The following is a 23,415-nucleotide window of genomic DNA, read 5'->3' as shown; positions in this document are numbered from 1 at the left end:
TAAAATAATTCGGAAATTGAAATAATTGTTCTGGTACATATTTTGGAGGCCCTTATGTTTAGAATACTTTCTTATTTGAAACCCTATCGACTAGCCATTTCGATTGCTCTTGTTTTGACTTTTGTTGAACTTACGGTAGAGCTCTTGCAACCGCTTTTAATCGCAAAAGTGATCGATGATGGTATATTACAAAATGATCTTTCTGTTGTGATGAAGTGGGGAGGAATTATGGTCGGCATCTCGCTACTTGCTTTTATATCAGGTATTACAAATTCCTTTTTTGCTTCACATGCCAGTCAAAGTTTTGCTTTTGACATTCGGAAAGAATTGTTCGGGAAAATTCAATCCTTCTCCTTTGCAAATCTTCAAAAATTTGATACAGCAACATTAATTACGAGAATGACCAATGATGTCACCCAGTTACAAAATACTGTATTTATGAGTCTGCGTATCGCTATCCGGGCACCGATGCTCATCATTTTTGGAATGGTTATGGCTTTTATCGTTAATGCCAAGCTTGCGATGATGCTCATTATTACGACTCCTTTTTTAATTATATTTCTTATTTTTGTTATGACGAAAGCGAGAAGGCTTTTTCAATCTGTTCAACAGAAACTAGATACCGTCAATGGAGTGATGAGGGAAAATCTATCGGGAATGCGACTTATCAAAGCATTTGTACGATGGAAGCATGAAACCTCCCGTTTTTTACATGCTAACGAAGACTTAAAGGAGAAAACGATAAAATCGCTTCGCCTTATCGAATTGACAATGCCGGTACTTTTACTTTTAATGAACGCTAGCATCATTGCGATTCTATGGTTTGGGAGTATTGATGTGAGTAATGGAAATGTTCAAGTAGGGGAAGTTGTTGCGGTAATCAATTATACGACAAGGATTACGGGTGCACTTGGTGTTTTTTCATGGATTATCATGCATTTTTCACGGGCAAAAGCTTCATCAGAACGTGTCATTGATGTATTTGATACTAAGGTTGACTTAATAGAGGCAACAAAGAATGTCAAAAGTATTAAAAACCCGGAAGGTAGCATTGAATTTTCTCATGTTGATTTCAAGTATCCTGGAACAAACGTGAAGGTTTTACAGGATATTTCTTTCTTAATAAAGCCAGGTGAAACAGTCTCAATCCTTGGGGCAACCGGTTCAGGTAAGACATCCTTATTTCAATTAATTCCACGATTATATGATGTTATTCATGGAAGAGTGGTGATTGACGGGATGGATGTGAAGAATCGAAAACTTGATGAATTGAGAAAACAAATTGGCTATGTTCCTCAAGAGGCATTGTTGTTCACTGGAACGATCAAGGAGAACATCCGCTGGGGTAAACAAGATGCGACGATGGAAGAAATCATAGAAGCAGCAAAGGTCGCCCAAATTCACGGAACCATTGAAAAGCTTCCATTACAATACGATACCATCATTGGTCAAAAAGGGGTTAACCTATCGGGAGGCCAAAAACAGCGAATTTCAATAGCGAGAGCACTTGTTCGCAACCCTAGAATTCTGCTATTAGATGATAGTACAAGTGCATTAGATTTAAGAACAGAAGCCCAATTATTAACGGCATTGAAAGAATACACCTGTACAACATTGATTATTACTTCCAAGATTTACACAGCCATGGCAACTGATACAATTTTACTGCTTGAAGACGGAAAATTACTTGCCACTGGAAACCATGAAGAGCTTTTACAAACCTCATCCTTTTATCAAAAGGTCTATGAAACACAGTTCGGAAAAGGGGGACAAGCTCATGTCAACGCGAATTAATCGCCCTAAACAAAATGATGGGAGTAAGCCACAACAGGCTAAGGACAGAATGGGAACGGTCAATAGAATTTGGTCCTATTTGGCGGTCAATCATAAGTTATTAATTGCTGTCCTAGCTATGGTAGTAGTGAGTTCAGGGCTTGGTCTCCTAGGGCCGTACTTGCTAGGAAGAGGGATTGACGAATATATCGTGACAAAAGACAATTATGGAATCCTCATTTTACTTCTTAGTTTAGGAATTGTGTATATTCTTCATTCTATTTCCCTGTGGTATCAAAACTATTGGATGGTAGGGATCGCTCAAAATACAGTCTTTTCGATGAGAACTGAACTTTTCGAGCAATTACATCGGTTACCGATTCACTTTTTTGATAAACGCCAACATGGGGAACTGATGAGCCGAATTACAAATGACATTGAAAATGTAAGCTCGACGTTAAATACGTCTGTCATTCAAATCTTTTCAAGTTTACTTACATTGGTTGGTACTGTAGCGATAATGGTCTGGCTTAGCCCCCTGTTAACTTTGATTACGATGATGATCATCCCTATCATGTTTATCGGGATTAAGTGGATCACAAAACGAACAGGGAAGCTATTTAAGGAACAGCAACGTTATTTAGGAGAACTGAACGGTTATATCGAAGAGACGATTTCTGGTCAAAGAATTGTAAAGACCTTTTCACAAGAAGAAAAAGTAATCAATGAATTCTTAGAAAAGGGGGAAAAACTAAAGAAAGCAGGCTATTTTGCCCAAGCTTATTCTGGTTTTATCCCGAAACTTATGAACGTATTAAATAACCTAAGCTTTGCAATCATTGCAGGGATTGGTGGGATACTTGCTTTAAATGGACATATCACCATTGGAACGATTGTCATTTTTGCAGAGTATTCGAGACAATTTACCCGCCCACTGAATGACTTAGCCAATCAATTCAATACATTGCTATCAGCTATTGCAGGTGCTGAACGTGTATTTGACATTTTAGATGAAGAAGTAGAGGCTAAGGACGAGACCGATGCGAAAAAAATGAATGAAGTTAATGGCAAAGTCGAATTCAACCATGTCTCTTTCGCTTATGACAAGGGTGGTAATACAATTAAAGATGTATCATTTGAAGTAATGGCAGGAGAATCGGTTGCCTTTGTTGGCCCTACGGGTGCTGGGAAAACAACAATCATTAATTTATTATCGAGATTTTACGAACCGGACGAAGGTGCAATAAGAATTGATGGAGTGAATACCTCATCCATGACAAGAGAAAGCCTTCGTCAAAATATGGGCTTTGTGCTTCAGGATGTTTATCTGTTCCAAGCCTCTATCATAGAAAATATTCGTTATGGAAAACTAGATGCAACAGACGAAGAGGTGATAGAAGCTGCAAAATTGGCAAATGCACACTCGTTTATTATGAAACTTCCGAAACAATATAACACGATTTTAAAGCAAGATGGTAGTGGCATTAGTCAAGGACAGAAGCAGCTACTTTCGATCGCAAGAGCAATTCTTGCAAGTCCGTCTATTCTTATCCTAGATGAAGCGACAAGTAGTATTGATACTGTCACAGAAATGAAAATTCAAGAAGCACTACAACGATTAATGAAGGGGAAGACAAGCTTCATCATTGCCCACCGCTTAAATACGATTGAAAAAGCAGGCCAAATTATTGTTCTGAGAGACGGAGAAATCATCGAAAAAGGAGATCATTTCTCTCTTTTACAGCAAAAAGGGTATTATCACAACCTATATCATAGTCAATTAGAGAATCAGGTTATCTAAATCCACATTATCACTGACCAAAAATTACCTTTTATATTCTTTAGGACATCATCAAAAGATAAGCCTAAATAAGAATTAAAGGATGATGTTAAATCATGAGGCACTTTAAGGCATTAGGAATTAAGTTTATCGTGATATCAATTGTACTCTTGTCCCTTTTTGGAATATTTAGAGGTGCTTCCTTTGGAGAGATTTTACTCATGAGTATACTTGTAACGGGGCTTGCATACGTTGTTGGAGATTTATTTACGTTACCGAGAGCAGGGAATACCGTTGCTACTATTGCAGATTTCGGCTTATCTTTCTTTTCAATTTGGATATTGAGCTACATGTTTATGGATAATACATCAGGCTTAATCACAGCTTCTCTAGTTGCAGCCGGTGCAATTGCTCTCAGCGAAGTCCTGTTCCATGCTTATATGCAGAATAAGGTACTTGAAGAAGAGCCACGAGTACAAAACAGATCGCAATTTAGACCAAATTTTCAAACTGAGTTTGCTGAAGAGTATGATGAAGAAACAAAGGAATTAAAAAAGAAATAAACGTATTTTATGGCTAAATCAAAACTGATTTAGTCTTTTTTTATTGTTCTAGAAAGGAGGATTCGCACGATTTATGTTGAAATAGTGAGAGAAGGAAAGGTAAGGGAGCGACATAAATTGTGATCAAAACGGAAACAGACCCTATTTTAATAAAGAAGTTGCAACAAAAAAACATGGATTCAATCATCGATTGGTTTGAACAAAGAAAAAAAAGCTTATACAAACTTGCCTCTGTCTATATAAGAAAAACGGAAGACATCCAAGAAATTTTTTACAATGTGATGGTAAAGGTGCAGGCGGAAATACATAAGAAAAAAAAGCAGGCTTCCTTTGAAAATTGGGTTATTTCCCTATTTATAAAAGAATGTAAGCACAGAAATACGCTAGTATCGGTTGAGGGTGTCCTAGAGATGCTTGATGAAATGAACAAAGATGCTCTCGCTTTAACATATGTTCTTGGCCTTACTCGTAATCAGGCAGCCGACATACTAGAAATCCCTGTCGAAACAGTAAAAGCACATTTACATAAAGGTATCCAGATTTTGAGTGGAGTAGAAGAAGGCCATAATCAAGAAAAATACATTGATTATCTAAGCCGAACTTTAGACCGTCCTTCTAAAATAGAATTTGAGATTCATTTACACAGTTGTGAAAGCTGTCAAAGCAGTCTAACAGTGTTCCAAGCTACAATTTATTCACTAATCGATAAAGCTGATGCGATTGAAGTTCCTGCACAGTTTTTTGATAAGGTGAAGATAAGATTAATTGAAATTGAAGAATTTAAAAAGAAGAAGAAACAGAAACGAACCAAAATAAGTATTGGAATTGCATCTTCACTCGTTTTACTACTCTTAATAGGTTACGTGACCAATGGATTTGCTTATATGTATTACTCATGGCTTGACTGGCGTGATCAAGAGGATAAGCAACTATTAGCTTACTTAAAAAGTGGCATAGGGGAGCCACTTAATCTTGTTCAAGAAAGCAATGGAATTAAGGTTACGATAAAAAGCGCCATCGCCGATGATTTTCAAACGTTAATCTATTATGAAGTTGAAAGCTTTGAAAACAGTGAACAATATGGAATTAATATTTGGAATGGTGTATTTGTTGAAGAAGAAATGAAGACTTTTGACCAACAGGCCATTCCTCTCAACCCTTTACCAGTTCAAGCCCTAGAGAGTGAAGGAGATGTTTTTAAGGGGATACTTAGTTTATTACCCGTTTCATCCGAGACAAAAACCATTAAACTGAATCTATCAAAACTACAAAAGATGGAAAAGGATGCTGAAAACTTTGAATGGATGGATGTATATGGAGAGGGTTCGTTTTTCCCTGGTGAATGGAATTTTGAGATACCTGTTAAAAAGCAAGAATCGTTCGAACATGTAGTCCACAAAAATTTCACAGTAGATGGGTTTCCAATAGAGATAGAGAAGTTGATTATAGCTCCAACGATAACGCTTCTTCAATATCGGTTTGAGCAAGCGACATGTGATAAATATATTAACGAACTGTTTTTTAAAGGAATCCAAACAAAGAAAAAGAAGGCAAAACCAGCGATGTTTGGATGGAGTGTTCCAATTCAAGGTGGGGATGGGCAATACGCTACTTTTCAATCACCTTTTGATTCACTTTATTTTGAGAACCCAAAAGAAGCCAGTCTTCAATTAAGCTCATTGTACTATACGAAGAATGATTACTATAAGGTAGAAATTGATATGAACAAACCATTTCCACAAACCTTTGATTATCAAGGAAGTAACATTTCAATTGATAAAGTTGAACTTGGTGAGCCTACAAAAATTGAAATAACTGCTGAAATGAAGGAAGGACGAAAATTTGAATCGCTTCATTTTGATGTGTTAGGACGAAATAACACTTCGGCTATGCCTATCGGTATGATGGATAGTGATGGTGTATTTGTTGACCGAAACGGGAAAATATACAACCGTGATGAGTATGTCCAAAATGCATATATGTATGCGGGAGAGCAACCTCGTCATTATCAAACGAAAGTGTTACTTGAAGTCTATGGTGAGAGTTCTACTGAAGAAAGTGTTCCTGGGTGGCTGCAAATTAACGGTTATTGGGGAACTACCTATCTAGATGAAGATGTCGATATAAAATTGAAATAGAAAAGCTCAGGATATCCTGAGCTTTTTACATCTTCTCTTTTCGATATTGCAGGTATTCTTTTTTCGCGGAAGGATTTTCATCAAAAAAGTCAATTAGGGTTGATAAGCATAGAGAAGTTTCTTTGCTTATATAATGCTCAAGTTTTTCAACTTCCTCATAAATATTATGGTCTTGGACGCCGATCATTTTCAAAAAGTCTTCAAGCATCTCGTGTTTTTCGACTAGTTTTTTTGCGACTGTAGATCCTTTTTCGGTAAGCACAAAGCCTCTGTATCTTTCGTAAATCCCATAGCCTTCCTCGTCCAACTTTTGCATCATCTTTGTAACGGAGGAAGGGAGAACATTTAATGAAGAAGCAATATCCACGCTTCGAGCGTAGCCTTTTTGCTGAATCGATAAATAAATTTTTTCTAAATAATCTTCCATACTCGGTGTCGGAATCGTCATTACCGCCTTTCAAAAAACTCTCTGTTTATATTATATAATGAAATGCGGATAATTTTCTATCTAATCTTCCAAATGAAGTCGGATATCATCCGTGCGAAAGCCGATTGACGTTTCCAAATCAAGAACATCTATAGATATAACTTCATTTTCAGGCAAATCGATATGATTAATTGAAAAAGTAACAGAACCACTCTTGTCATCTGTAATTTCATAATATTCATAGTCTGCTAGATTTAATCGATATGCGACATTTTCCTTTTTTTCGATATCAAAAGTCAAACTGTCATCAGTAACTAAAGACAACTTAGGAGTTTTCAATTTTCGGTCATCATCGATCTTTATTCCTGTTTCTCGCTCTATAAATTGTTGCAATTCTTGATTCCCCAAGACATTCGTAAGTTTCTGATTTTCATGCTCTGTTCGCATATAAAACGCTTCATTCGAATAGACTTCATCTCGATTAGCTTCATCAGTTGCACCATATAATAGGACATAATCATCTGCAAAAATCTCCTGCGGATACCATTCATGTGCTGATACGGAGTAATTTAAAAATGAATTCCAATGAATAGGTATATCATCTAACCCTCTTAGCTTCGCCCATTTTGAAAATGGAAAATGGTGCGAAGGAAAATAATAATAGGCAAAATGATGACCATACTCATGTGACAACGTATCTCGATATTCTCGAGCATTTGTATGTTCATTTCCTTTATAAAGGGTAATACTGCTTATAAATGGATGATAGATTCCTGTAATCCTATTATTTGAAGGTGATGGACCATCCAAGACCCGAACTTCTTGTAACAGGGTAATTTCCTCACCATGTTTGTTTTTTATTAGTTCCTGATAAAGCTCTTCTAATTGTTGCTCATTCCAGTTTTCTGAATAGCTTAGAAAAAGAATTCCATTTGGTGACTCGTATTTAGCATAATATGAAGAGTTATACGTGATAGTGTCTAAGCTTAGTAGAATTGGAAGGCTACATAATACGAATAGGAATGCAATAATTTTTTTCCTCAAAAACCTCACTCCCCAATACATATTTTATCATTCTTATAACACCTGAATCTCTGTTTTATTTTGCCAGATTTGCTTCGTCGTTTATAATGGATTAGGAAAGTTTTTGAAACTATGAATAATAGGTTGGTGAAATAAATGAATCGTGTTGTTATTGTTACAGGTGCGGCAAATGGAATTGGCAGAGGAATAGCGAATAGTTACGCACATAATGGAGATAAAGTGATTTTAGCAGATATTGATGTAGAAGCGGGAACAAACCAAACCCTTGAACTTCAGGAAAAAGGTAAGGAAGCCATTTTTATAAAAACAGATGTAAGAATGGAACAGGATATCAAAAATTTGATAAACCAAACCTATCAAACCTATGGTAAAATTGATATTTTAATAAACAATGCCGGCAAAGGCTTATTCAAATCACCATTCGATGTCACGGTTGAAGAATGGGATGACGTAATTCATACGAATTTACGAAGTGTGTTCTTATGTTCGAGAGAAGCTGCAAGATATATGAAGCAATCTGGTGGCTCAATCGTTAATATTGCGTCAACAAGGGCCATGATGTCTGAAGCACATTCAGAAGGATATGCAGCAACGAAGGGCGGAATCGTTGCTATTACTCACGCACTTGCTGCTTCATTTTCGGAGTATCAAATAACAGTAAATGCAATCTCACCCGGTTGGATTGAAACAGGTAACTATGAGGAACTTCGTAAAGAAGACCATGACCAACACTTTTCAAAGCGGGTCGGTACTCCAACTGACATTGCAAATGCATGCCTGTATCTAACCGATTCGAAAAATAATTTTGTTACAGGGATTAATCTCGTTGTAGATGGAGGAATGACGAGAAAAATGATATATGAGGAGTAACAAAGAGAGGAAGCTTTATAGATTATGAAACTTGTATCTTGGAATGTGAATGGATTACGTGCTTGTGTAAAAAAAGGGTTTTTAAATTATTTTCATGAAATGGACGCTGATATTTTTTGCGTGCAGGAAACAAAGCTTCAGGAAGGGCAAATTGAACTAGACCTTGAAGGCTATCATCAATATTGGAATTATGCGGTTAAGAAGGGCTATTCAGGAACAGCTGTTTTCACAAAAATAAAACCACTTTCCGTTTCATATGGCGTTGGAGATGAAAACGAAGAATCAGAAGGGCGAATCCTTACATTAGAATTTGAAGATTTTTATTTAATCAATGTCTATACACCAAATTCCCAAAGAGATCTTGCAAGACTTGATTTCCGTCTTGATTGGGAAGACCGAATGCTTGATTACCTCACTCGATTAAATGAGAGCAAACCGATTATTCTGTGTGGCGATTTAAATGTCGCTCATTCCGAATCAGATTTAAAGAATGCAAAATCAAATCGAGGAAATTCTGGATTCACTGATGAAGAGCGTGGAAAAATGACCAATCTACTCAATTCTGGATTCATTGATTCCTTCCGATATTTCTATCCAGACATGACCGATCAATATACATGGTGGAGTTACATGCGGAATGTCCGTGAAAAAAATATTGGATGGAGAATCGATTATTTTATCGTATCTGAGAAATTTAAAGATCGACTAAAAGATTCTCAGATTCACTCACACATCATGGGGAGTGACCACTGTCCGGTTGTTCTGGAAATTCATTGATTGGAAAAATTTTAAAGGAATACTTTAAAGAAGGACAAACATAGATTACAATAAGAATGCTATCGAAAGATTGGTAATAGCATCTTCTTGGAGGTAAAAATGGATAATTGGATAACAGATTTTATGGATCAATTTGGGTATGTTGGAATTTTTCTATTAATTGCACTAGAAAACATCTTCCCACCCATTCCATCTGAGGTGATTTTGACTGCAGGTGGATTTATGACCACTATTACGAAATTAACCGTAACGGGGGTTATCATTGCTGCAACACTGGGATCAGTTGTAGGTGCGATTATTCTATACGGAATTGGCCGCTTACTTGATGTCGAGCGATTAGAGAAAATTGTTGACCGCTATGGTCGTATATTACGTGTAACAAAAGAGGATATCCATAAAGCAGATGCTTGGTTCGATAAATATGGATACTGGACAGTATTTTTCTGTCGAATGGTTCCATTAATCAGAAGCTTGATTTCCATTCCTGCAGGGATGTCCAATATGAACTTTTGGATGTTCATTTTCTTTACAACACTTGGAACATTAATTTGGAATGTGATTCTTGTAATGCTAGGAGCTGCATTTGGTGAATCTTGGGATACAATTGTTCATTACATGGATATTTACTCTAATATCACCTATGCATTAATTGCATTAGCAGGAATTGGGTTTCTTGTTATATTTTTCACCAAGAGAAGATCAAAAACAAGATAATTAGAAATGCTTCGGGCGCACATCAATCGGCGCCTGAAACTAGACATTTTAAAAAAGGAGTACTTTACGTCTAATGGATATAATTGAACTAATTAAAGCGATTATTTTAGGACTGGTTGAAGGGTTAACAGAATTTGCCCCAGTCTCCTCAACAGGTCACATGATTATTGTCGATGATATGTGGCTAAAAACAGAGGAGTTTCTTGGAAAATATCCAGCAAACACATTTAAAGTTGTGATCCAACTCGGCTCAATATTAGCTGTAGTTGTTGTATTTAAAGATAGGTTTATTGATTTACTTGGACTAAATCGCAAAAATAAAATTGTTCCAGTTGGAGCTAAACACTTACGTTTAACACATATTATTGTAGGATTAATTCCTGCAGGTATCCTTGGAGTATTATTTGAAGATACAATTGATGAATATTTGTTCACAACTGAAACTGTATTAATTGGACTAGTAATTGGTGCAATCCTAATGATTGTCGCAGACCGATATAGTGCTAAACATCCAAATACGCAAACTGTGGATCAAATTACGTATAAGCAAGCATTAACAGTGGGTCTCATTCAATGTTTATCACTATGGCCAGGATTCTCACGTTCAGGTGCGACCATTTCCGGTGGTGTACTTGTAGGACTTAGCCATAGAGCAGCTGCCGATTTTACATTCATCATGGCTGTTCCAATCATGGCAGGAGCAAGTGGAATTTCACTTCTAAAAAACATAGAGTATTTTTCAGTGGACGCACTTCCAGTATTTATTGCAGGATTTATTAGTGCATTCGTGTTTGCTCTCATTTCAATTCGCTTCTTCCTACGCCTCATCGATAAAATCAAGCTATTACCATTTGCGATTTACCGCATTGTACTAGCAGCTATTATTTATTTTGTATTCTTATAAGTTTTAAAGCATCTCAAGTGTGGGATGCTTTTTTTATGCAAATAAATCACATTTCGTACTTCATATTACCTGCATTTTTGTATAAAATATGGTAAAGATTCCATACTTGTACAATAGAAAAAAGAAAAAGGGAGGAAAACCATTATTCGAACTAAAAAAATGTTACTATTTGCTGTACTTTTACTTGCCATAACCATTATGCCTTCCATCCACCCACAACAAGAAAAAGCAATTGCTAACGCAAACCAAAATCAAGTCCTTGGACAACTTAATCAACTGGTTCTAAATGAACCTAACCTCCAAGGTGCAATTGCTGGAATTAGTATTAGGTCAGCAAAAAGTGGAGAAATCTTATATCAACATGCTGGAGATGTTAGACTTCGACCAGCATCCAATTTAAAACTAATTACAGCAGCAACGGCGTTATCGGCTCTTGGTGAAGATTACCAGTTTTCAACTGAAGTTCTCACTGATGGTAAGCTTGTAGGGAACAAATTATCAGGAAATCTCTATTTGAAAGGAAAAGGAGATCCAACTTTACTCCAGCATGATTTAGATTTACTTGCAAAAAAAATCAAGAAATCTGGAGTCGATGTGATTTTTGGAAATATAATAGCGGATGATTCTTGGTATGATGATGAGCGTTATTCAATCGATTTAACGTGGAGCGATGAGACTTATTATTATGGTTCAGCCGTTTCAGGGTTAACAGCCTCTCCGAATAAAGATTATGATTCAGGTACTTTAATTGTCGAGGTGGCACCTGGAAAGAAAGCGGGAAACAAAGCTGAAATTTCAGTACAACCTACGAACAATTATGTCAATATCATCAATAACACAAAAACGGTTCAAAAAGAAGAGAAAAAAGACATCGATATCATTCGCGAGCATGGTGAGAATGTGATTACGATTGAAGGGACAATACCTGTTAATGCAAAATCGGTTCAAGAATGGATGACAGTGTGGGAACCTACAGGTTATACATTAGATTTGTTTAAGAATGCATTAGCGAAAAACGGAATCCATGTGATTGGAACAGATGGTATTGCAATAACTCCCAAAAATGCAGAACTAATTGCAACTGATCAATCCATTCCATTAAAGGAACTCCTCATTCCTTTTATGAAGCTAAGTAATAATGGACACGGTGAAACACTCGTTAAGGAAATGGGACGTATTCGTAATGGGGAAGGGAGTTGGGATAAAGGGATTGCAGTTGTAAAAGATGAGCTTCGAAAAATTGGAGTGGACCCAAGCAGTATGGTCATTAGAGACGGATCAGGTATTTCACATGTTAACCTGGTGTCTGCCAACGACATCTCAAAGCTGCTCTTCACTGCTCAAAAACAAACCTGGTTTCCTGTATTCTTACATTCATTACCTGTAGCAGGTAATAGTGAACGACTAGTGGATGGTTCATTACGTTATCGAATGAAAAATCCTGAGATGGCGGGGAAGGTAAAAGCGAAGACTGGAACAATTCGAACAGTGAGTTCATTATCTGGATATATTAAGACGAAGAGTGGGGAAGACCTTATCTTTTCGATTCTCTTAAACAACTTAATGACCGATGCCCACGGAAAACCAATTGAGGATAAAATCGTTACATTATTATATAACTATTAAAGCAGGCCACTGTGGCCTGCTTTTCGTGTTAGTTTATTCAGCTTTTCCAGCTTCGATTTCGATAGAAATTTTAATTTGGTCCCCAACTAGAACGCCGCCCGTTTCAAGTGCAGCATTCCACACTAAACCATAATCGCTACGATTGATCTTTCCTGTTGCACTGAAACCTACTTTTTCATTCCCCCATGGATCTTTACCTGCACCTTCAAATACAACCTGGAACGTTTCAGATTTAGTAGTACCATGGATTGTTAAATCACCAGTTACATTGTATTCATCATCATCTGTTTTTACGATAGAGGTAGATTTGAAAGTCATTGCTGGATGGTTTTCTACATCAAAGAAATCAGCAGAACGAAGGTGGTTGTCACGATCTCCATTCTTTGTATTAACGCTCGCAAGATCAACATTGAATTCAATATTTGCAGATGTTAAATCAGCAGGATCTGCTTCAATAGTAGCTTCAAAGCTCTCAAAAGAACCTTTTACCTTTGCAATCATCATATGTTTTACTGAAAAATCAATACTACTGTGTGATGCGTCCACTGCCCATTTTGTGTTTGCCATTTTTAAAATCCCCCAAAAAGTTATTTTAGAATCATTTATCTTAAATTCAAGATATATTACTTTAAGATAAATTATAATGTCCTTTTAACTTCCTGTCAATCAAAAATGAATACATTTTTTTCAAAAAAAGCCATTACTTTTATATAAAGCATAATGCGATTAAAAGAAGGGGAATTTAATTAAATAAATATATGTTTTTTTCTGATGCTTGGAGGTACTAAAGATGCTTGCTGAGATTTTAATTCTTGTCATTTTAATCTTATTAAATTCATTTTTTGCCGCATCTGAAATGGCAATGGTCTCATTAAATGATAATAAAGTAAAAATGATGGCTGACAGTGGAGATAAGAAAGCGATTTTGTTACATAGACTTCTATCAAACCCAAGTGGATTTTTAGCAACAATCCAAATAGGTATTACATTAGCAGGTTTTTTAGCAAGTGCATTTGCAGCTGGAAGCTTTGCTACATATTTAACAAGGTGGTTAATTGACCTTGAAGTTCCAATTGCTCCAACTCTTCTGGATACAATTTCAGTTGTAGTAATAACACTCATACTATCCTACTTTACATTAGTAATAGGAGAACTGGTTCCAAAAAGGTTGGCGTTACAAAAAGCAGAAGAAGTCTCATTAATTGCTGCTCGACCTTTAACACTTTTATCCAAGGTTACATTACCTTTTGTTAAGCTACTAACGGTATCAACTAATGGAATTGTAAGATTGTTTGGTGTCGATCCCAATGCTGAGGATGAAAATGTAACGGAAGAAGAAATTCGAATGATGGTCGATGTTGGTAAAGAAAGAGGGACCATACAAGAATCAGAAAAAATTATGATCAACAATATTTTTGAGTTTGATAATAAAACAGTGTCGGACATCATGACACATCGAACGAATATTGTTGGAATTCCCCTCGATTACACACTAAAAGAAATTATTCATCTTGTTACTACAGAAAAATACACACGTTTTCCTGTTTATGATGAGAGTATTGATCAGATTGTTGGAATACTACATTCCAAAGAATTAATAAAGTTTGTTGATGACTGTGATGATGTCTCATTTAACTTAAAAGATCTGCTAAGAGATCCTTATTTTGTATTGGAATCCAAGCACACGAATGAATTATTTAAGGAATTACAAAAAAATAATATCCATATGGCCATTGTGATCGATGAATATGGTGGAACAGATGGAATTGTTACAATTGAGGATTTAATTGAAGAAATCGTTGGTAATATATTTGATGAATATGATGAATATACAGTTGAGGATGAAGAATATATTCAGTTAGATGATAGGACATACTCCATGGTTGGAACGATTAATTTATATGAAGTGGAAGATATTCTAAAGATTAACCTTCCAATAGATGAATACGATACATTAAGCGGTTTTGTAATAGGTCAATTGGGATATATCCCTTCAGGAGATGCATTTCCAGAGATTGAGTACGAAAATCATACTTTTAAGGTTGTTGAAATGGATGAGAAACGCATCATGAGAATAAAGGTGATTAACAATCTAGCCCCAGTACGGGAAGATGATGACAAAGAAAAAGAGTAAGAAAAAGGTGTTCCAATTTGAATTGGAACACCTTTTTTAAATAAATTCTAAACTATCTAAAAATACAATGATAATTACAATTGGAACGACATAGCGAATTAAAAAGAACCAAACCTGTACTATTATAATGGGAAATTTGCTGCCCATCTGCATTTCTTTATAGAGTGCTTCTCGTGGAAATATAAATGATACGAAAATAGATATAAAGAAAGCCCCAACAGGTAAAAGAATATTACTAACGAGAAAATCAGCAAGATCAAAAATGGATCTTCCAAATAAACTAACATCACTTAATACCCCGAAAGAAAGGGCAGAAGGGACACCAAGTAAAAAGATTACTAGTCCTGCAATCCATGCAATATTTTTTCGATTTTGTTCGTTCTTTTTTGTTAAGATCGCTACAATTAATTCAAGCATCGAAAAAGCGGACGTAAGAGTTGCAAATAAAAATAAAAGCAGGAATGCTAATAGAAATACGATGCCAAAAGGCATTTTTCCAAAAACGGTTGGTAACACATTAAATAAAAGGACAGGCCCAGCATCAGGCTTTAAGCCAAAGGCAAATACGGCCGGAAAAATGGCTAACCCTGCCAAGAGGGTAACAAGAATATTTAACACCACAATTGAGAATGCCGACTGTACCATATTTTCCTTCTTCGAAAGATAGGAGCTATAAGTTAACATTGTACAGGCACCAACACTAAGAGCAAAAAAGGATTGACCTAGTGCAAAAAGAATGGTCTCAGAAGTTAGTGATGAAAGAGTAGGCTTTAACATAAACAAAATTCCTTCAAGGGAACCTTCAAGCGTGATTGAACGAAAAATAATAACGATGAAAAGAATAAAAAGTGCAGGCATCATCCATTTACTTGCCTTCTCAATACCAGCCTGGACTCCTTTTGCAACTACAATAATGGTAATTAACATAAATAATAGTTGTGCGAGCACAACAAGAAATGGATTTGCAATGGTTTCTCCAAAATATGATCCGTACTCTGATTCCGTCAAACCATTTAATTTACCAATACTACCACTTACTAAATAAATTAAAATCCAGCCACCAACAACACTATAAAAAGAAAGTAATACCGCATTTGTAAAAAAACCTAATCGACCAACGAGATGCCAATTCGTTCGTGGTGCTAATTCTTTGAAAGATTGAATCGCGTTTTTTTGGGTCGTTCTCCCAATTACAAATTCAGCTAATAAAAGTGGTAAACCGATTAACAATGTAAATATAAGAAAAATAATAAAAAAAATTCCGCCACCGCTTGTACCTGCCACATAAGGAAATTTCCAAATCGCCCCTAATCCAATAGCAGATCCAGCTGCCGCTAAAATAAAGCTTAATTTTGATGACCATTGTGCAGATTGCTTCAAATAAATACCTCCATCGCAACTCATATTACTCTATTTTTTGTTAAGTGAAATAAAATAAAACGTATTATCATACGAAAACAAAAAATCTTTTAACGCTGTTCGAAAAAAATTATAAGCTGAAAGTGGAAAATCTTCAGAAAATAATTGACGGAAAGCGTCTAGAATGATAATATTACGATTAACTAATGGCATGCATTAACGCTTTTTTGCTTTTATGCGATAAAGTAAAAGTGCGTGAATATTATTATTCTAGTAAAGTAATAGATTACTAGAAAATCAAAAAAGAGTAAAGAGATTTTGGGGGGATATGCATGAAAGGATCAACAAAAATGTTAGGAGTGGTATTAGCTGGCTTCCTTGCTTTAGCAGGATGTGGAAGTGATGCTACTGACAACACTTCAAAGGATGCTGGTAGCAGCAGTGAAAAAGATCAAGTAGTAGTTGGTATTACACAATATGCACCACATACTTCTTTAGATGCTGCAACAGAAGGTTTCAAAAAAGCGTTAGAAGATGAAGGATTTAAGGAAGGCGAAAATTTAAAGTTTGATTTCCAAAATGCGCAAGGTGAGCAAAGTAACACAGCAACAATTGCACAAAACCTTGTTGGTAGCAAAGTGGACTTAATTTTTGCAAACGCAACGCCTAGTGCAATGGCTGCACTCAATGCAACAAGTGAAATTCCTATTATTTTCACTTCAGTAACAGACCCAGTTGGTGCTGGATTAGTAGAAGCATTCGATAAGCCTGGCGATAATATTACGGGTACAACTGATAACCATCCAGATGCTACTAAAACAACAATTAACTTCATCACCGGTGAAATGGGAGCGAAGAAGATTGGAGTCATCTACAACTCTGGAGAACAAAACTCTGTTGTACAGGTTGAGCAAGTAAAGGAATATGCTGAACAAGATGGTGCGGAATTAGTAGAAGTCTCTGTGTCTACAACTGCTGAGGTTAATCAAGCTGCTCAAAGCTTAGTTGACCGTGTTGATGCAATTTATATTCCAACTGATAACACTGCAGTTCAAGCTTTAGATTCAATCATTGCAGTAGCAAATGAAAAGGATATTCCGCTGTTCGTTGGTGAGCTTGATTCAATGAAAGCCGGTGGATTTGCAGCTAGTGGATTTGAATACTATGATATTGGATACCAATCTGGACTTATGGCTGCAAAGATTCTAAAAGGTGAAAAGAAAGCATCTGAAATTCCAGTTGAACTTCCTAATAGCCTACAGCTTATCATTAATAAAAAAGCAGCAGAAGAGCAAGGAATCGAAATAAAACCTGAATGGGAAGAAATGGCTGACATCTACGAAGGTGAATAAACAATGATGTTCAAAAAGTCCGGTGAAAATGACACATCGAATTTCTTCGTTGGCTTGTTTTTGCGTTCCTCACGTATCAACTACATACGTTCCGGTACTCAAAACTTCGCCGCCTCGAACTTCTTGGTCCTTTTCATCCTCTTTTTTGAACAGTACTTAAAGAAAGGATGATTCAACATGTTTACAGCATTATTTGGGGCATTTGAATCAGGAATCATCTATGCAATCATGGCAATTGGTGTTTACCTGTCCTTCCGTATTTTAGATTTTCCAGATTTGACGGTTGACGGCAGCTTCGTGACAGGAGCTGCTGTTTCCGCCATTTTGATAACAAATGGAGTAAATCCTTTTATTGCAACATTATTAGCACTTGTTGCTGGATTTATTGCAGGGAGTATCACCGGATTACTACACACGGTAGGAAAAATTAATGCATTACTAGCTGGTATTTTAATGATGATCGCCCTCTATTCAATCAATCTCCGAATTATGGGTAAATCAAATGTTTCGTTATTAAATATTGATACAACTTTTACAAACGTATCTGATATATCTGCTTCATTAGGAATCGATTCATTGTTTAATTCTATTTTAACAACAATCGGTTTAGGAGATAGCCTTCCAAAAACATGGGGTATCTTATTGTTTATGATTGTTGTTACTTTCTTAATTAAGTTTTTAATTGACCTTTTCCTACGAACAGAAATCGGTCTTGCAGTAAGAGCAACAGGGGATAATAAAAAAATGATATCCAGCTTTTCTGCTAATACAAACTTGATGACGATTCTTGGATTAGGTCTATCAAATGCGCTTGTAGCATTTTCAGGATCACTAATTGCACAACAAGGCGGATTTGCCGATGTCGGAATGGGTATTGGGATGATCGTTATTGGTTTAGCTTCCGTCATAATTGGTGAAGCCCTTTTTGGTGCCAAAACGATTGCACGAGCAACACTTGCAGTAATCGGTGGTGCGATTATTTATCGTATCGTTGTTTCACTAGCGTTACGTGTTGAGTTCCTACAGCCTGGAGATATGAAATTGATTACTGCCATCATCGTAATCATTGCACTAGTCCTACCAAAAATCCTGGAAGGAACAAAAGAGAAGAGCAGACGAGCAAAACGACAACAACTTGTACGAAAGAAGAACGTACCTTCAGAAAGCGAGGGTGAAGCAAGTGCTACACTTAAATCAAATTCATAAAATCTTTAATGAAGGTACACCAGACGAAAAAATTGCCCTTGATTGGACCAATCTACAGTTAAAAGAAGGGGATTTTGTAACTGTAATTGGTAGTAATGGTGCTGGTAAATCAACGTTAATGAATGTAATATCGGGTGTGCTCATTCCGGATGCAGGCTCTGTTGATATTGCTGGTAAAGATGTTACATTCTTACCAGAACATAAACGGGCTAAGCTCATTGGACGTGTATTCCAGGATCCAATGGCAGGTACAGCGCCAAATATGACCATTGAAGAAAATCTCGCGATGGCATATTCACGAAATAAAACTCGGACCTTACGAAAAGGAGTAACAAAAAAGCGCAAGGACTACTTTAGGGAAGTGCTCCAATCCCTTAACTTAGGGTTAGAAAATCGCTTATCTGCAAAAGTGGGATTGTTATCAGGAGGGGAACGGCAGGCATTATCGCTATTGATGGCCACCTTCACTGAACCGAAAATATTGTTACTCGATGAACATACAGCGGCACTTGATCCAGCTCGTGCTGAGTTAATCACAAACTTAACCAAAGAAATCGTCGAAAAATACAATTTAACAACATTAATGGTCACGCATAATATGCAGCAAGCTCTAGATTTAGGGAACCGTCTAATCATGATGGATAAGGGACAAATCATCTTAGAGGTTAATGAACAGGAAAAAGCGAATCTAACGATTGAGCAATTACTAAATGAGTTCCAACGAATCAGAGGCGCGAAAATGACAAATGATCGTGCATTGCTTTCATAACGAACAAAAAAGCCCGCGAAGGAGCATAAATCTTCCGCGGGTTTTTTTATTGGTTAGGAAATTATAAAATAATCGATTTGTGGATAACTGTTCGGTATAATGTTCGTAGTTGAATTGAAAGGTACGGATTTGCTTATGAAAAGGAAAAGTGGGGTCATCAAACAAATACTTAAGGACATTTTGATGGTTATTGGAAGATGTATTCAAATACATACCCTGAGTCCTATCGTAACGATATAAAAGAGGCTGTTGAGAAAGCAATCAGATGTGAGACGGCAGACTTAGGCTTTGCCAGGTATGAATGTCTTGGTTGTGAATGAATACAATTCTAAACCTGTATTTGTATGCTTTACTTGTAAAAGCCGTTTTTGTCATTGTCTAGCTCTAGGTCAGCTATAGCTGAATACAGAGTTACGAATGATGATGGTATGTTGAGTTTTGGTTTGAAAATCAACAATAAGAAAACAGGATGTGCCGTAGTGAGGAGTGTAGAGATTAATCGTACCCTCATGCAATGGCCAAAGCGCAATTGAGGGTACGAAAGAAGGTTAATCATACCCTCGTGCAATGGCCGTAGCACAAGTGAGGGTACGAAAGAGAGTTAATCGTACCCTCACACGGGCCGAAGCACAAGTGAGGGTAAGAAAAAGGGATCGCGCCTTCATTGTCTAGCTCTAGGCGCCATCATCTTATGCTTTTTGCAGAACGGCCTTCATTTAGGGATTTTTTTATGACCATAAATAGATTGATAGTATTCTTCACAAAAATATGACTGATTATTTTGTCGATAATTGAAAATATAGATTTTTTAGACAATAGTATTGACAGCGCTTACAAATCCGTTTTAACATGAAAAGTGCATTAAGTTTTATAATCTATTAAAAAAATTTGTATTGGAGGGAAAAAACTTGAGTGCAATATGGTTAGCAGTGTTTGGTACCGTTGTTTTTATTTTAGGTTATCGGTATTATTCAAAATTTGTTGCTGAAAAGATTTATCGCCTTGATCCAAATTTTGTTACACCTGCTCATGAGTTTAATGATGGGGTCGATTTTGTACCAACTAAGAAACATGTTTTATGGGGGCATCATTTCACTTCCGTTGCAGGTGCAGCACCAATAGTAGGACCTGCCATAGCTGTTTATTGGGGCTGGGGACCCGCGTTGTTATGGGTTGTATTAGGTACGGTTTTTGCTGCAGGCGTACATGATTTTGGTACACTTGTCCTCTCAGTCAGAAACAAAGGGCAATCTGTAGGTACACTTGCAGATAAACTAATCGGTAAAAAAGCAAAGCTCTTATTTTTATTTATCATTCTGATTTTGGTGTTGATGGTTAACGCTGTTTTTGCTTGGGTTATTTCAAATCTATTTATCAAATTTCCGGCAAGTGTCATTCCTGTTTTTATTGAAATACCGCTTGCAATTTGGATTGGATACGCTGTCTATAGGAAAAAAGGAAGCATGTTACTTCCTTCCATTATTTCACTAATAATCATGTATGGTTCAGCCATTCTAACAAGTAAGATACCCGCATTACAAATTGATCTTGTAAGCTATTTTGGTGGAGCAGAGGCTACGACCTTATTTGGTCTAAGCGGAGTTTCTATGGCTTTCTTTGTTTGGATTGTTATCCTAATGGTATATTGCTATTTTGCCTCCACATTACCTGTGTGGAAATTACTTCAGCCGAGAGACTATATCAACTCTCACCAGCTTGTGATCGGGTTAGGTATTATGTATTTAGGGCTTGTATTTTTAAATCCAGAAGTAACAGCACCTATGTTGAATTCAGAGGCTACAGATAAATCATGGTTACCACTCATGTTTATTACCATTGCCTGTGGTGCAATTTCTGGTTTCCATGGACTGGTGTCTTCAGGTACATCATCAAAACAATTAAATAAAGAGACTGACGCTCGCTTTGTAGGCTATTTTGGTGCCGTAGGGGAAGGATTCCTTGCCTTAATATCTATCATTGCGTGCGTCACGTTGTTTGCAAATGCTGGAGACTTTAAAGCAGCATACAGTAGTTTTGCAGCAGCGAATTCTGGCGGACTAGGAAACTTTATTTCCGGTGGAGCACAATTATCTACCGGTATTGGCATACCTACTGATATTGCAGCCACCATTATTGCCATAATTGTTGTTAGCTTTGCTGCAACTACGTTAGACTCATCAGTTCGTCTAATGAGATATATTATTGCAGAGCTAGGTTCTGAATATAAAGTTCCAGCACTTCAAAAAGCCCATGTAGCCACAACAGTTGCCGTTGTTACAAGTGCAGCATTAGTTCTTTTACCAAAGGGACCAAACGGTTTTGGTTCAGGTGGGTATGTATTGTGGCCATTATTCGGTACCTCTAACCAATTATTAGCGGCAATAAGTTTAATGTTAATTTCCGTGTGGTTAAAACGATTAGGTCGAAACTATCTTGTTACCCTGATCCCGATGCTTTTCCTTCTTGTTATGACCGTATGGGCAATGGTCCAACAGGTTATCTTTGACTGGGCAGGTGTAGGGGGGACAGATGCAAATTTACTGTTATTTATTCTCGGAAGCATCATTTTAATTTTTGCCGTTTGGATCGTACTAATCGCCTTTAAAGAATTAAGTAAAAAGGATTCACCACAAAATTTTGATTCAAACATGTAAATACCCGTTTGGAAAAGGAACCCTTCATGTAGAGGGCTTCCTTTTTCACTTTATGTAAAGAAGGTGAAAGAATGAAGGGAATAGAAGCATTAAAGAGGATGCTCCAATTATATGATGAGATTCTTTCAGTAAATCATCGGACAGAAATTGCACGGGAATTAAGAGACGAGGATGACCTTTTCTTACTTCTATGTTTATCTGAAACTCTCGGACTCCCAAACCCTGCCTTTTACTATACATTAGAGCTTTATCCTTATATGCTTGAAAAATTTCATGACTGGCACTTGCGAATGGGGATGGAAAAATCTCCGCTTACAGGAATTCGCTGTTGTTAAATGGAGGAATCAACATGATTGGAGATAGAAAGATTGTATTTGTTGGTGGAAAAGGAGGGGTAGGAAAGTCGACGAGTGCTGCAGCATTAGCGATTTTACATGCCCAACAGGGCCTTAAAACGTTACTTGTATCAACCGATCCTGCACATAATGTAGGAGATATCTTTCATAAACCATTGAAAAACCAAGCTATTGAGGTATATCCAGGCATGGAGGCAATTGAAATTGATCCAGAAATTGAATCAAGAAAGTATATACAAACCGTAAAAGAAAACATCCAAGGTGTAGTTAGTTCACATATGCAAGATGAGGTTAATCGCCAAATTGATGCTGCTAGTTCCTCACCAGGAGCAGAAGAGGCGGCTCTATTTGATCGCATCGTTTCTATCATTCTTGATGAAGGAAGAGACTATGATACAATTATTTTCGATACGGCGCCTACTGGACACACAATTCGATTACTTACTCTTCCTGAGTTAATGAGTGTTTGGATTGATGGTATGCTTGAGAGAAGAAAAAAGAGAAATGATACTTATACACAGTTGTTAAATGACGGTGAACCAATAGAAGATCCAATTTATAAGGTATTGCAGAAAAGGAAAGAACGCTTTAGTGCTGTAAGGGAAATCATTTTAAATAGAGACATGACCGGGTTTATTTTCGTCCTTAACCCAGAAAGACTGCCGATTATTGAAACAGCAAATGCTTTAAGATTACTCGAAAGGCATAATATAGGGGTTAATACGCTGTTTATTAATAAATTCTTAGCAGAAAATATTGATGGAGAGTTTCTGAAAAAGCGCAAAAGTAATGAACAAGAATATATATCGAAGATTGAAAAAGAATTTCCAACTCAACAAAAAGTTTATATCCCGTTATTTGAAACGGATATAAACTCAGTTAAGTTGTTAGAGGATTTTGCAGAACATATCAAAACAAAAATCGTTAAGAATTCAACAAATGAATAGAAAAACGGCCGCTTAAATACCG

At 36.7% G+C, this 23,415-nt stretch carries 20 protein-coding genes and 1 pseudogene; 17 read left to right on the top strand and 4 right to left on the bottom strand.

Annotated elements, in window-relative coordinates; genetic code table 11:
• Positions 1–54 precede the first annotated feature (54 nt).
• The 4 genes from CKK03_RS15065 (at position 55) to CKK03_RS15050 (ending at position 6,254) form a co-directional block, all read left to right on the top strand.
• Positions 55–1,794: an ABC transporter ATP-binding protein gene (locus CKK03_RS15065; RefSeq protein WP_099363372.1), complete on the top strand. Its 1,740-nt coding sequence runs from the start codon at positions 55–57 to the stop codon at positions 1,792–1,794.
• Complete coding sequence (locus CKK03_RS15060) at positions 1,778–3,574, top strand: ABC transporter ATP-binding protein (protein ID WP_099363371.1); 1,797 nt, start codon at positions 1,778–1,780, stop codon at positions 3,572–3,574. The genes CKK03_RS15065 and CKK03_RS15060 overlap by 17 nt, the downstream gene beginning before the upstream one ends.
• Before the next feature lie 95 nt (positions 3,575–3,669).
• Complete coding sequence (locus tag CKK03_RS15055; RefSeq protein ID WP_099363370.1) at positions 3,670–4,116, top strand: YndM family protein; 447 nt, start codon at positions 3,670–3,672, stop codon at positions 4,114–4,116.
• Between the two features lie 119 nt (positions 4,117–4,235).
• On the top strand, positions 4,236–6,254 hold the full coding sequence (locus CKK03_RS15050; RefSeq protein ID WP_099363369.1) for a DUF4179 domain-containing protein: 2,019 nt from the start codon (positions 4,236–4,238) through the stop codon (positions 6,252–6,254).
• Between the two features lie 25 nt (positions 6,255–6,279).
• On the opposite strand, the gene mntR is transcribed toward CKK03_RS15050, so the two are convergent.
• The gene (mntR, locus tag CKK03_RS15045; protein ID WP_099363732.1) at positions 6,280–6,696 is read right to left on the bottom strand and encodes a transcriptional regulator MntR; all 417 of its coding nucleotides are present in this window, start codon (positions 6,694–6,696) and stop codon (positions 6,280–6,282) included.
• Positions 6,697–6,762: 66 nt separating this feature from the next.
• Positions 6,763–7,725 carry a hypothetical protein gene (locus CKK03_RS15040; protein ID WP_099363368.1) on the bottom strand — a complete coding sequence of 321 codons (963 nt, stop codon included), beginning with the start codon at positions 7,723–7,725 and terminating at the stop codon, positions 6,763–6,765.
• 135 nt (positions 7,726–7,860) lie between these two features.
• Here CKK03_RS15040 and CKK03_RS15035 point away from each other — a divergent pair, with 135 nt between their 5' ends.
• From CKK03_RS15035 to dacB, 5 genes are all read left to right on the top strand, one after another.
• Entirely contained in the window at positions 7,861–8,595 is a 735-nt protein-coding gene (locus CKK03_RS15035) for a glucose 1-dehydrogenase (RefSeq protein WP_099363367.1), read from the top strand.
• Positions 8,596–8,619: 24 nt separating this feature from the next.
• The gene (locus tag CKK03_RS15030; protein ID WP_099363366.1) at positions 8,620–9,372 is read left to right on the top strand and encodes an exodeoxyribonuclease III; all 753 of its coding nucleotides are present in this window, start codon (positions 8,620–8,622) and stop codon (positions 9,370–9,372) included.
• Positions 9,373–9,471: 99 nt separating this feature from the next.
• Complete coding sequence (locus tag CKK03_RS15025) at positions 9,472–10,086, top strand: DedA family protein (RefSeq protein WP_099363365.1); 615 nt, start codon at positions 9,472–9,474, stop codon at positions 10,084–10,086.
• A 73-nt stretch (positions 10,087–10,159) separates the two neighbouring features.
• A complete protein-coding gene (locus CKK03_RS15020; RefSeq protein ID WP_099363364.1) occupies positions 10,160–10,990 on the top strand; it encodes an undecaprenyl-diphosphate phosphatase in 831 nt (276 codons plus the stop codon).
• Positions 10,991–11,149: 159 nt separating this feature from the next.
• On the top strand, positions 11,150–12,616 hold the full coding sequence (dacB, locus tag CKK03_RS15015) for a D-alanyl-D-alanine carboxypeptidase/D-alanyl-D-alanine endopeptidase (RefSeq protein ID WP_099363363.1): 1,467 nt from the start codon (positions 11,150–11,152) through the stop codon (positions 12,614–12,616).
• A 33-nt stretch (positions 12,617–12,649) separates the two neighbouring features.
• On the opposite strand, the gene CKK03_RS15010 is transcribed toward dacB, so the two are convergent.
• The gene (locus CKK03_RS15010) at positions 12,650–13,183 is read right to left on the bottom strand and encodes a YceI family protein (protein ID WP_099363362.1); all 534 of its coding nucleotides are present in this window, start codon (positions 13,181–13,183) and stop codon (positions 12,650–12,652) included.
• Positions 13,184–13,406: 223 nt separating this feature from the next.
• On the opposite strand from CKK03_RS15010, the gene CKK03_RS15005 reads away from it, so the two are divergent.
• The gene (locus tag CKK03_RS15005; protein WP_099363361.1) at positions 13,407–14,750 is read left to right on the top strand and encodes a hemolysin family protein; all 1,344 of its coding nucleotides are present in this window, start codon (positions 13,407–13,409) and stop codon (positions 14,748–14,750) included.
• A gap of 36 nt (positions 14,751–14,786) precedes the next feature.
• On the opposite strand, the gene CKK03_RS15000 is transcribed toward CKK03_RS15005, so the two are convergent.
• Complete coding sequence (locus CKK03_RS15000) at positions 14,787–16,130, bottom strand: sodium-dependent transporter (protein ID WP_099363360.1); 1,344 nt, start codon at positions 16,128–16,130, stop codon at positions 14,787–14,789.
• A 311-nt stretch (positions 16,131–16,441) separates the two neighbouring features.
• On the opposite strand from CKK03_RS15000, the gene CKK03_RS14995 reads away from it, so the two are divergent.
• The 7 genes and pseudogenes from CKK03_RS14995 to CKK03_RS14970 all read left to right on the top strand — a co-directional run bounded on the left by CKK03_RS14995 (position 16,442) and on the right by CKK03_RS14970 (position 23,393).
• Complete coding sequence (locus tag CKK03_RS14995) at positions 16,442–17,461, top strand: ABC transporter substrate-binding protein (protein ID WP_099363359.1); 1,020 nt, start codon at positions 16,442–16,444, stop codon at positions 17,459–17,461.
• A gap of 177 nt (positions 17,462–17,638) precedes the next feature.
• Positions 17,639–18,667, top strand: a complete 1,029-nt coding sequence (locus CKK03_RS14990) for an ABC transporter permease (protein ID WP_099363358.1) — start codon at positions 17,639–17,641, stop codon at positions 18,665–18,667.
• Positions 18,642–19,436, top strand: coding sequence for an ABC transporter ATP-binding protein (locus tag CKK03_RS14985; RefSeq protein WP_099363357.1), 795 nt, complete (start codon positions 18,642–18,644; stop codon positions 19,434–19,436). The genes CKK03_RS14990 and CKK03_RS14985 overlap by 26 nt, the downstream gene beginning before the upstream one ends.
• 135 nt (positions 19,437–19,571) lie before the next feature.
• Positions 19,572–19,811, top strand: a pseudogene (locus CKK03_RS24250) (transposase zinc-binding domain-containing protein); the annotation flags it as partial.
• Positions 19,812–20,344: 533 nt separating this feature from the next.
• Positions 20,345–22,090, top strand: coding sequence for a carbon starvation CstA family protein (locus CKK03_RS14980; protein ID WP_099363356.1), 1,746 nt, complete (start codon positions 20,345–20,347; stop codon positions 22,088–22,090).
• A gap of 71 nt (positions 22,091–22,161) precedes the next feature.
• Positions 22,162–22,425, top strand: a complete 264-nt coding sequence (locus CKK03_RS14975; protein WP_099352965.1) for a cory-CC-star protein — start codon at positions 22,162–22,164, stop codon at positions 22,423–22,425.
• A gap of 14 nt (positions 22,426–22,439) precedes the next feature.
• Positions 22,440–23,393: an ArsA family ATPase gene (locus CKK03_RS14970; RefSeq protein ID WP_099363355.1), complete on the top strand. Its 954-nt coding sequence runs from the start codon at positions 22,440–22,442 to the stop codon at positions 23,391–23,393.
• The last annotated feature ends 22 nt before the right edge of the window (positions 23,394–23,415 follow it).

Origin of the sequence: Fredinandcohnia onubensis, assembly GCF_002734215.1 — a bacterium.
GTDB lineage: Bacteria > Bacillota > Bacilli > Bacillales > Bacillaceae_L > Ferdinandcohnia > Ferdinandcohnia onubensis.
The sequence above is the reverse complement of the archived record's forward strand: the minus strand, read 5'-3'. Positions and strand labels throughout refer to the sequence as shown.

Bases quoted from the DNA above. Each gene is read 5' to 3' on its own strand.
- CKK03_RS15030 (WP_099363366.1), top strand. From the start codon at position 8,620: ATGAAACTTGTATCTTGGAATGTGAATGGATTACGTGCTTGTGTAAAA.
- CKK03_RS14975 (WP_099352965.1), top strand. From the start codon at position 22,162: ATGAAGGGAATAGAAGCATTAAAGAGGATGCTCCAATTATATGATGAG.
- CKK03_RS15005 (WP_099363361.1), top strand. From the start codon at position 13,407: ATGCTTGCTGAGATTTTAATTCTTGTCATTTTAATCTTATTAAATTCA.
- CKK03_RS15020 (WP_099363364.1), top strand. From the start codon at position 10,160: ATGGATATAATTGAACTAATTAAAGCGATTATTTTAGGACTGGTTGAA.
- CKK03_RS15065 (WP_099363372.1), top strand. From the start codon at position 55: ATGTTTAGAATACTTTCTTATTTGAAACCCTATCGACTAGCCATTTCG.
- CKK03_RS15010 (WP_099363362.1), bottom strand. From the start codon at position 13,183: ATGGCAAACACAAAATGGGCAGTGGACGCATCACACAGTAGTATTGAT.
- CKK03_RS15025 (WP_099363365.1), top strand. From the start codon at position 9,472: ATGGATAATTGGATAACAGATTTTATGGATCAATTTGGGTATGTTGGA.
- CKK03_RS15055 (WP_099363370.1), top strand. From the start codon at position 3,670: ATGAGGCACTTTAAGGCATTAGGAATTAAGTTTATCGTGATATCAATT.
- CKK03_RS14995 (WP_099363359.1), top strand. From the start codon at position 16,442: ATGAAAGGATCAACAAAAATGTTAGGAGTGGTATTAGCTGGCTTCCTT.
- CKK03_RS15060 (WP_099363371.1), top strand. From the start codon at position 1,778: ATGTCAACGCGAATTAATCGCCCTAAACAAAATGATGGGAGTAAGCCA.
- CKK03_RS14990 (WP_099363358.1), top strand. From the start codon at position 17,639: ATGTTTACAGCATTATTTGGGGCATTTGAATCAGGAATCATCTATGCA.
- dacB (WP_099363363.1), top strand. From the start codon at position 11,150: ATGTTACTATTTGCTGTACTTTTACTTGCCATAACCATTATGCCTTCC.
- CKK03_RS14970 (WP_099363355.1), top strand. From the start codon at position 22,440: ATGATTGGAGATAGAAAGATTGTATTTGTTGGTGGAAAAGGAGGGGTA.
- CKK03_RS15035 (WP_099363367.1), top strand. From the start codon at position 7,861: ATGAATCGTGTTGTTATTGTTACAGGTGCGGCAAATGGAATTGGCAGA.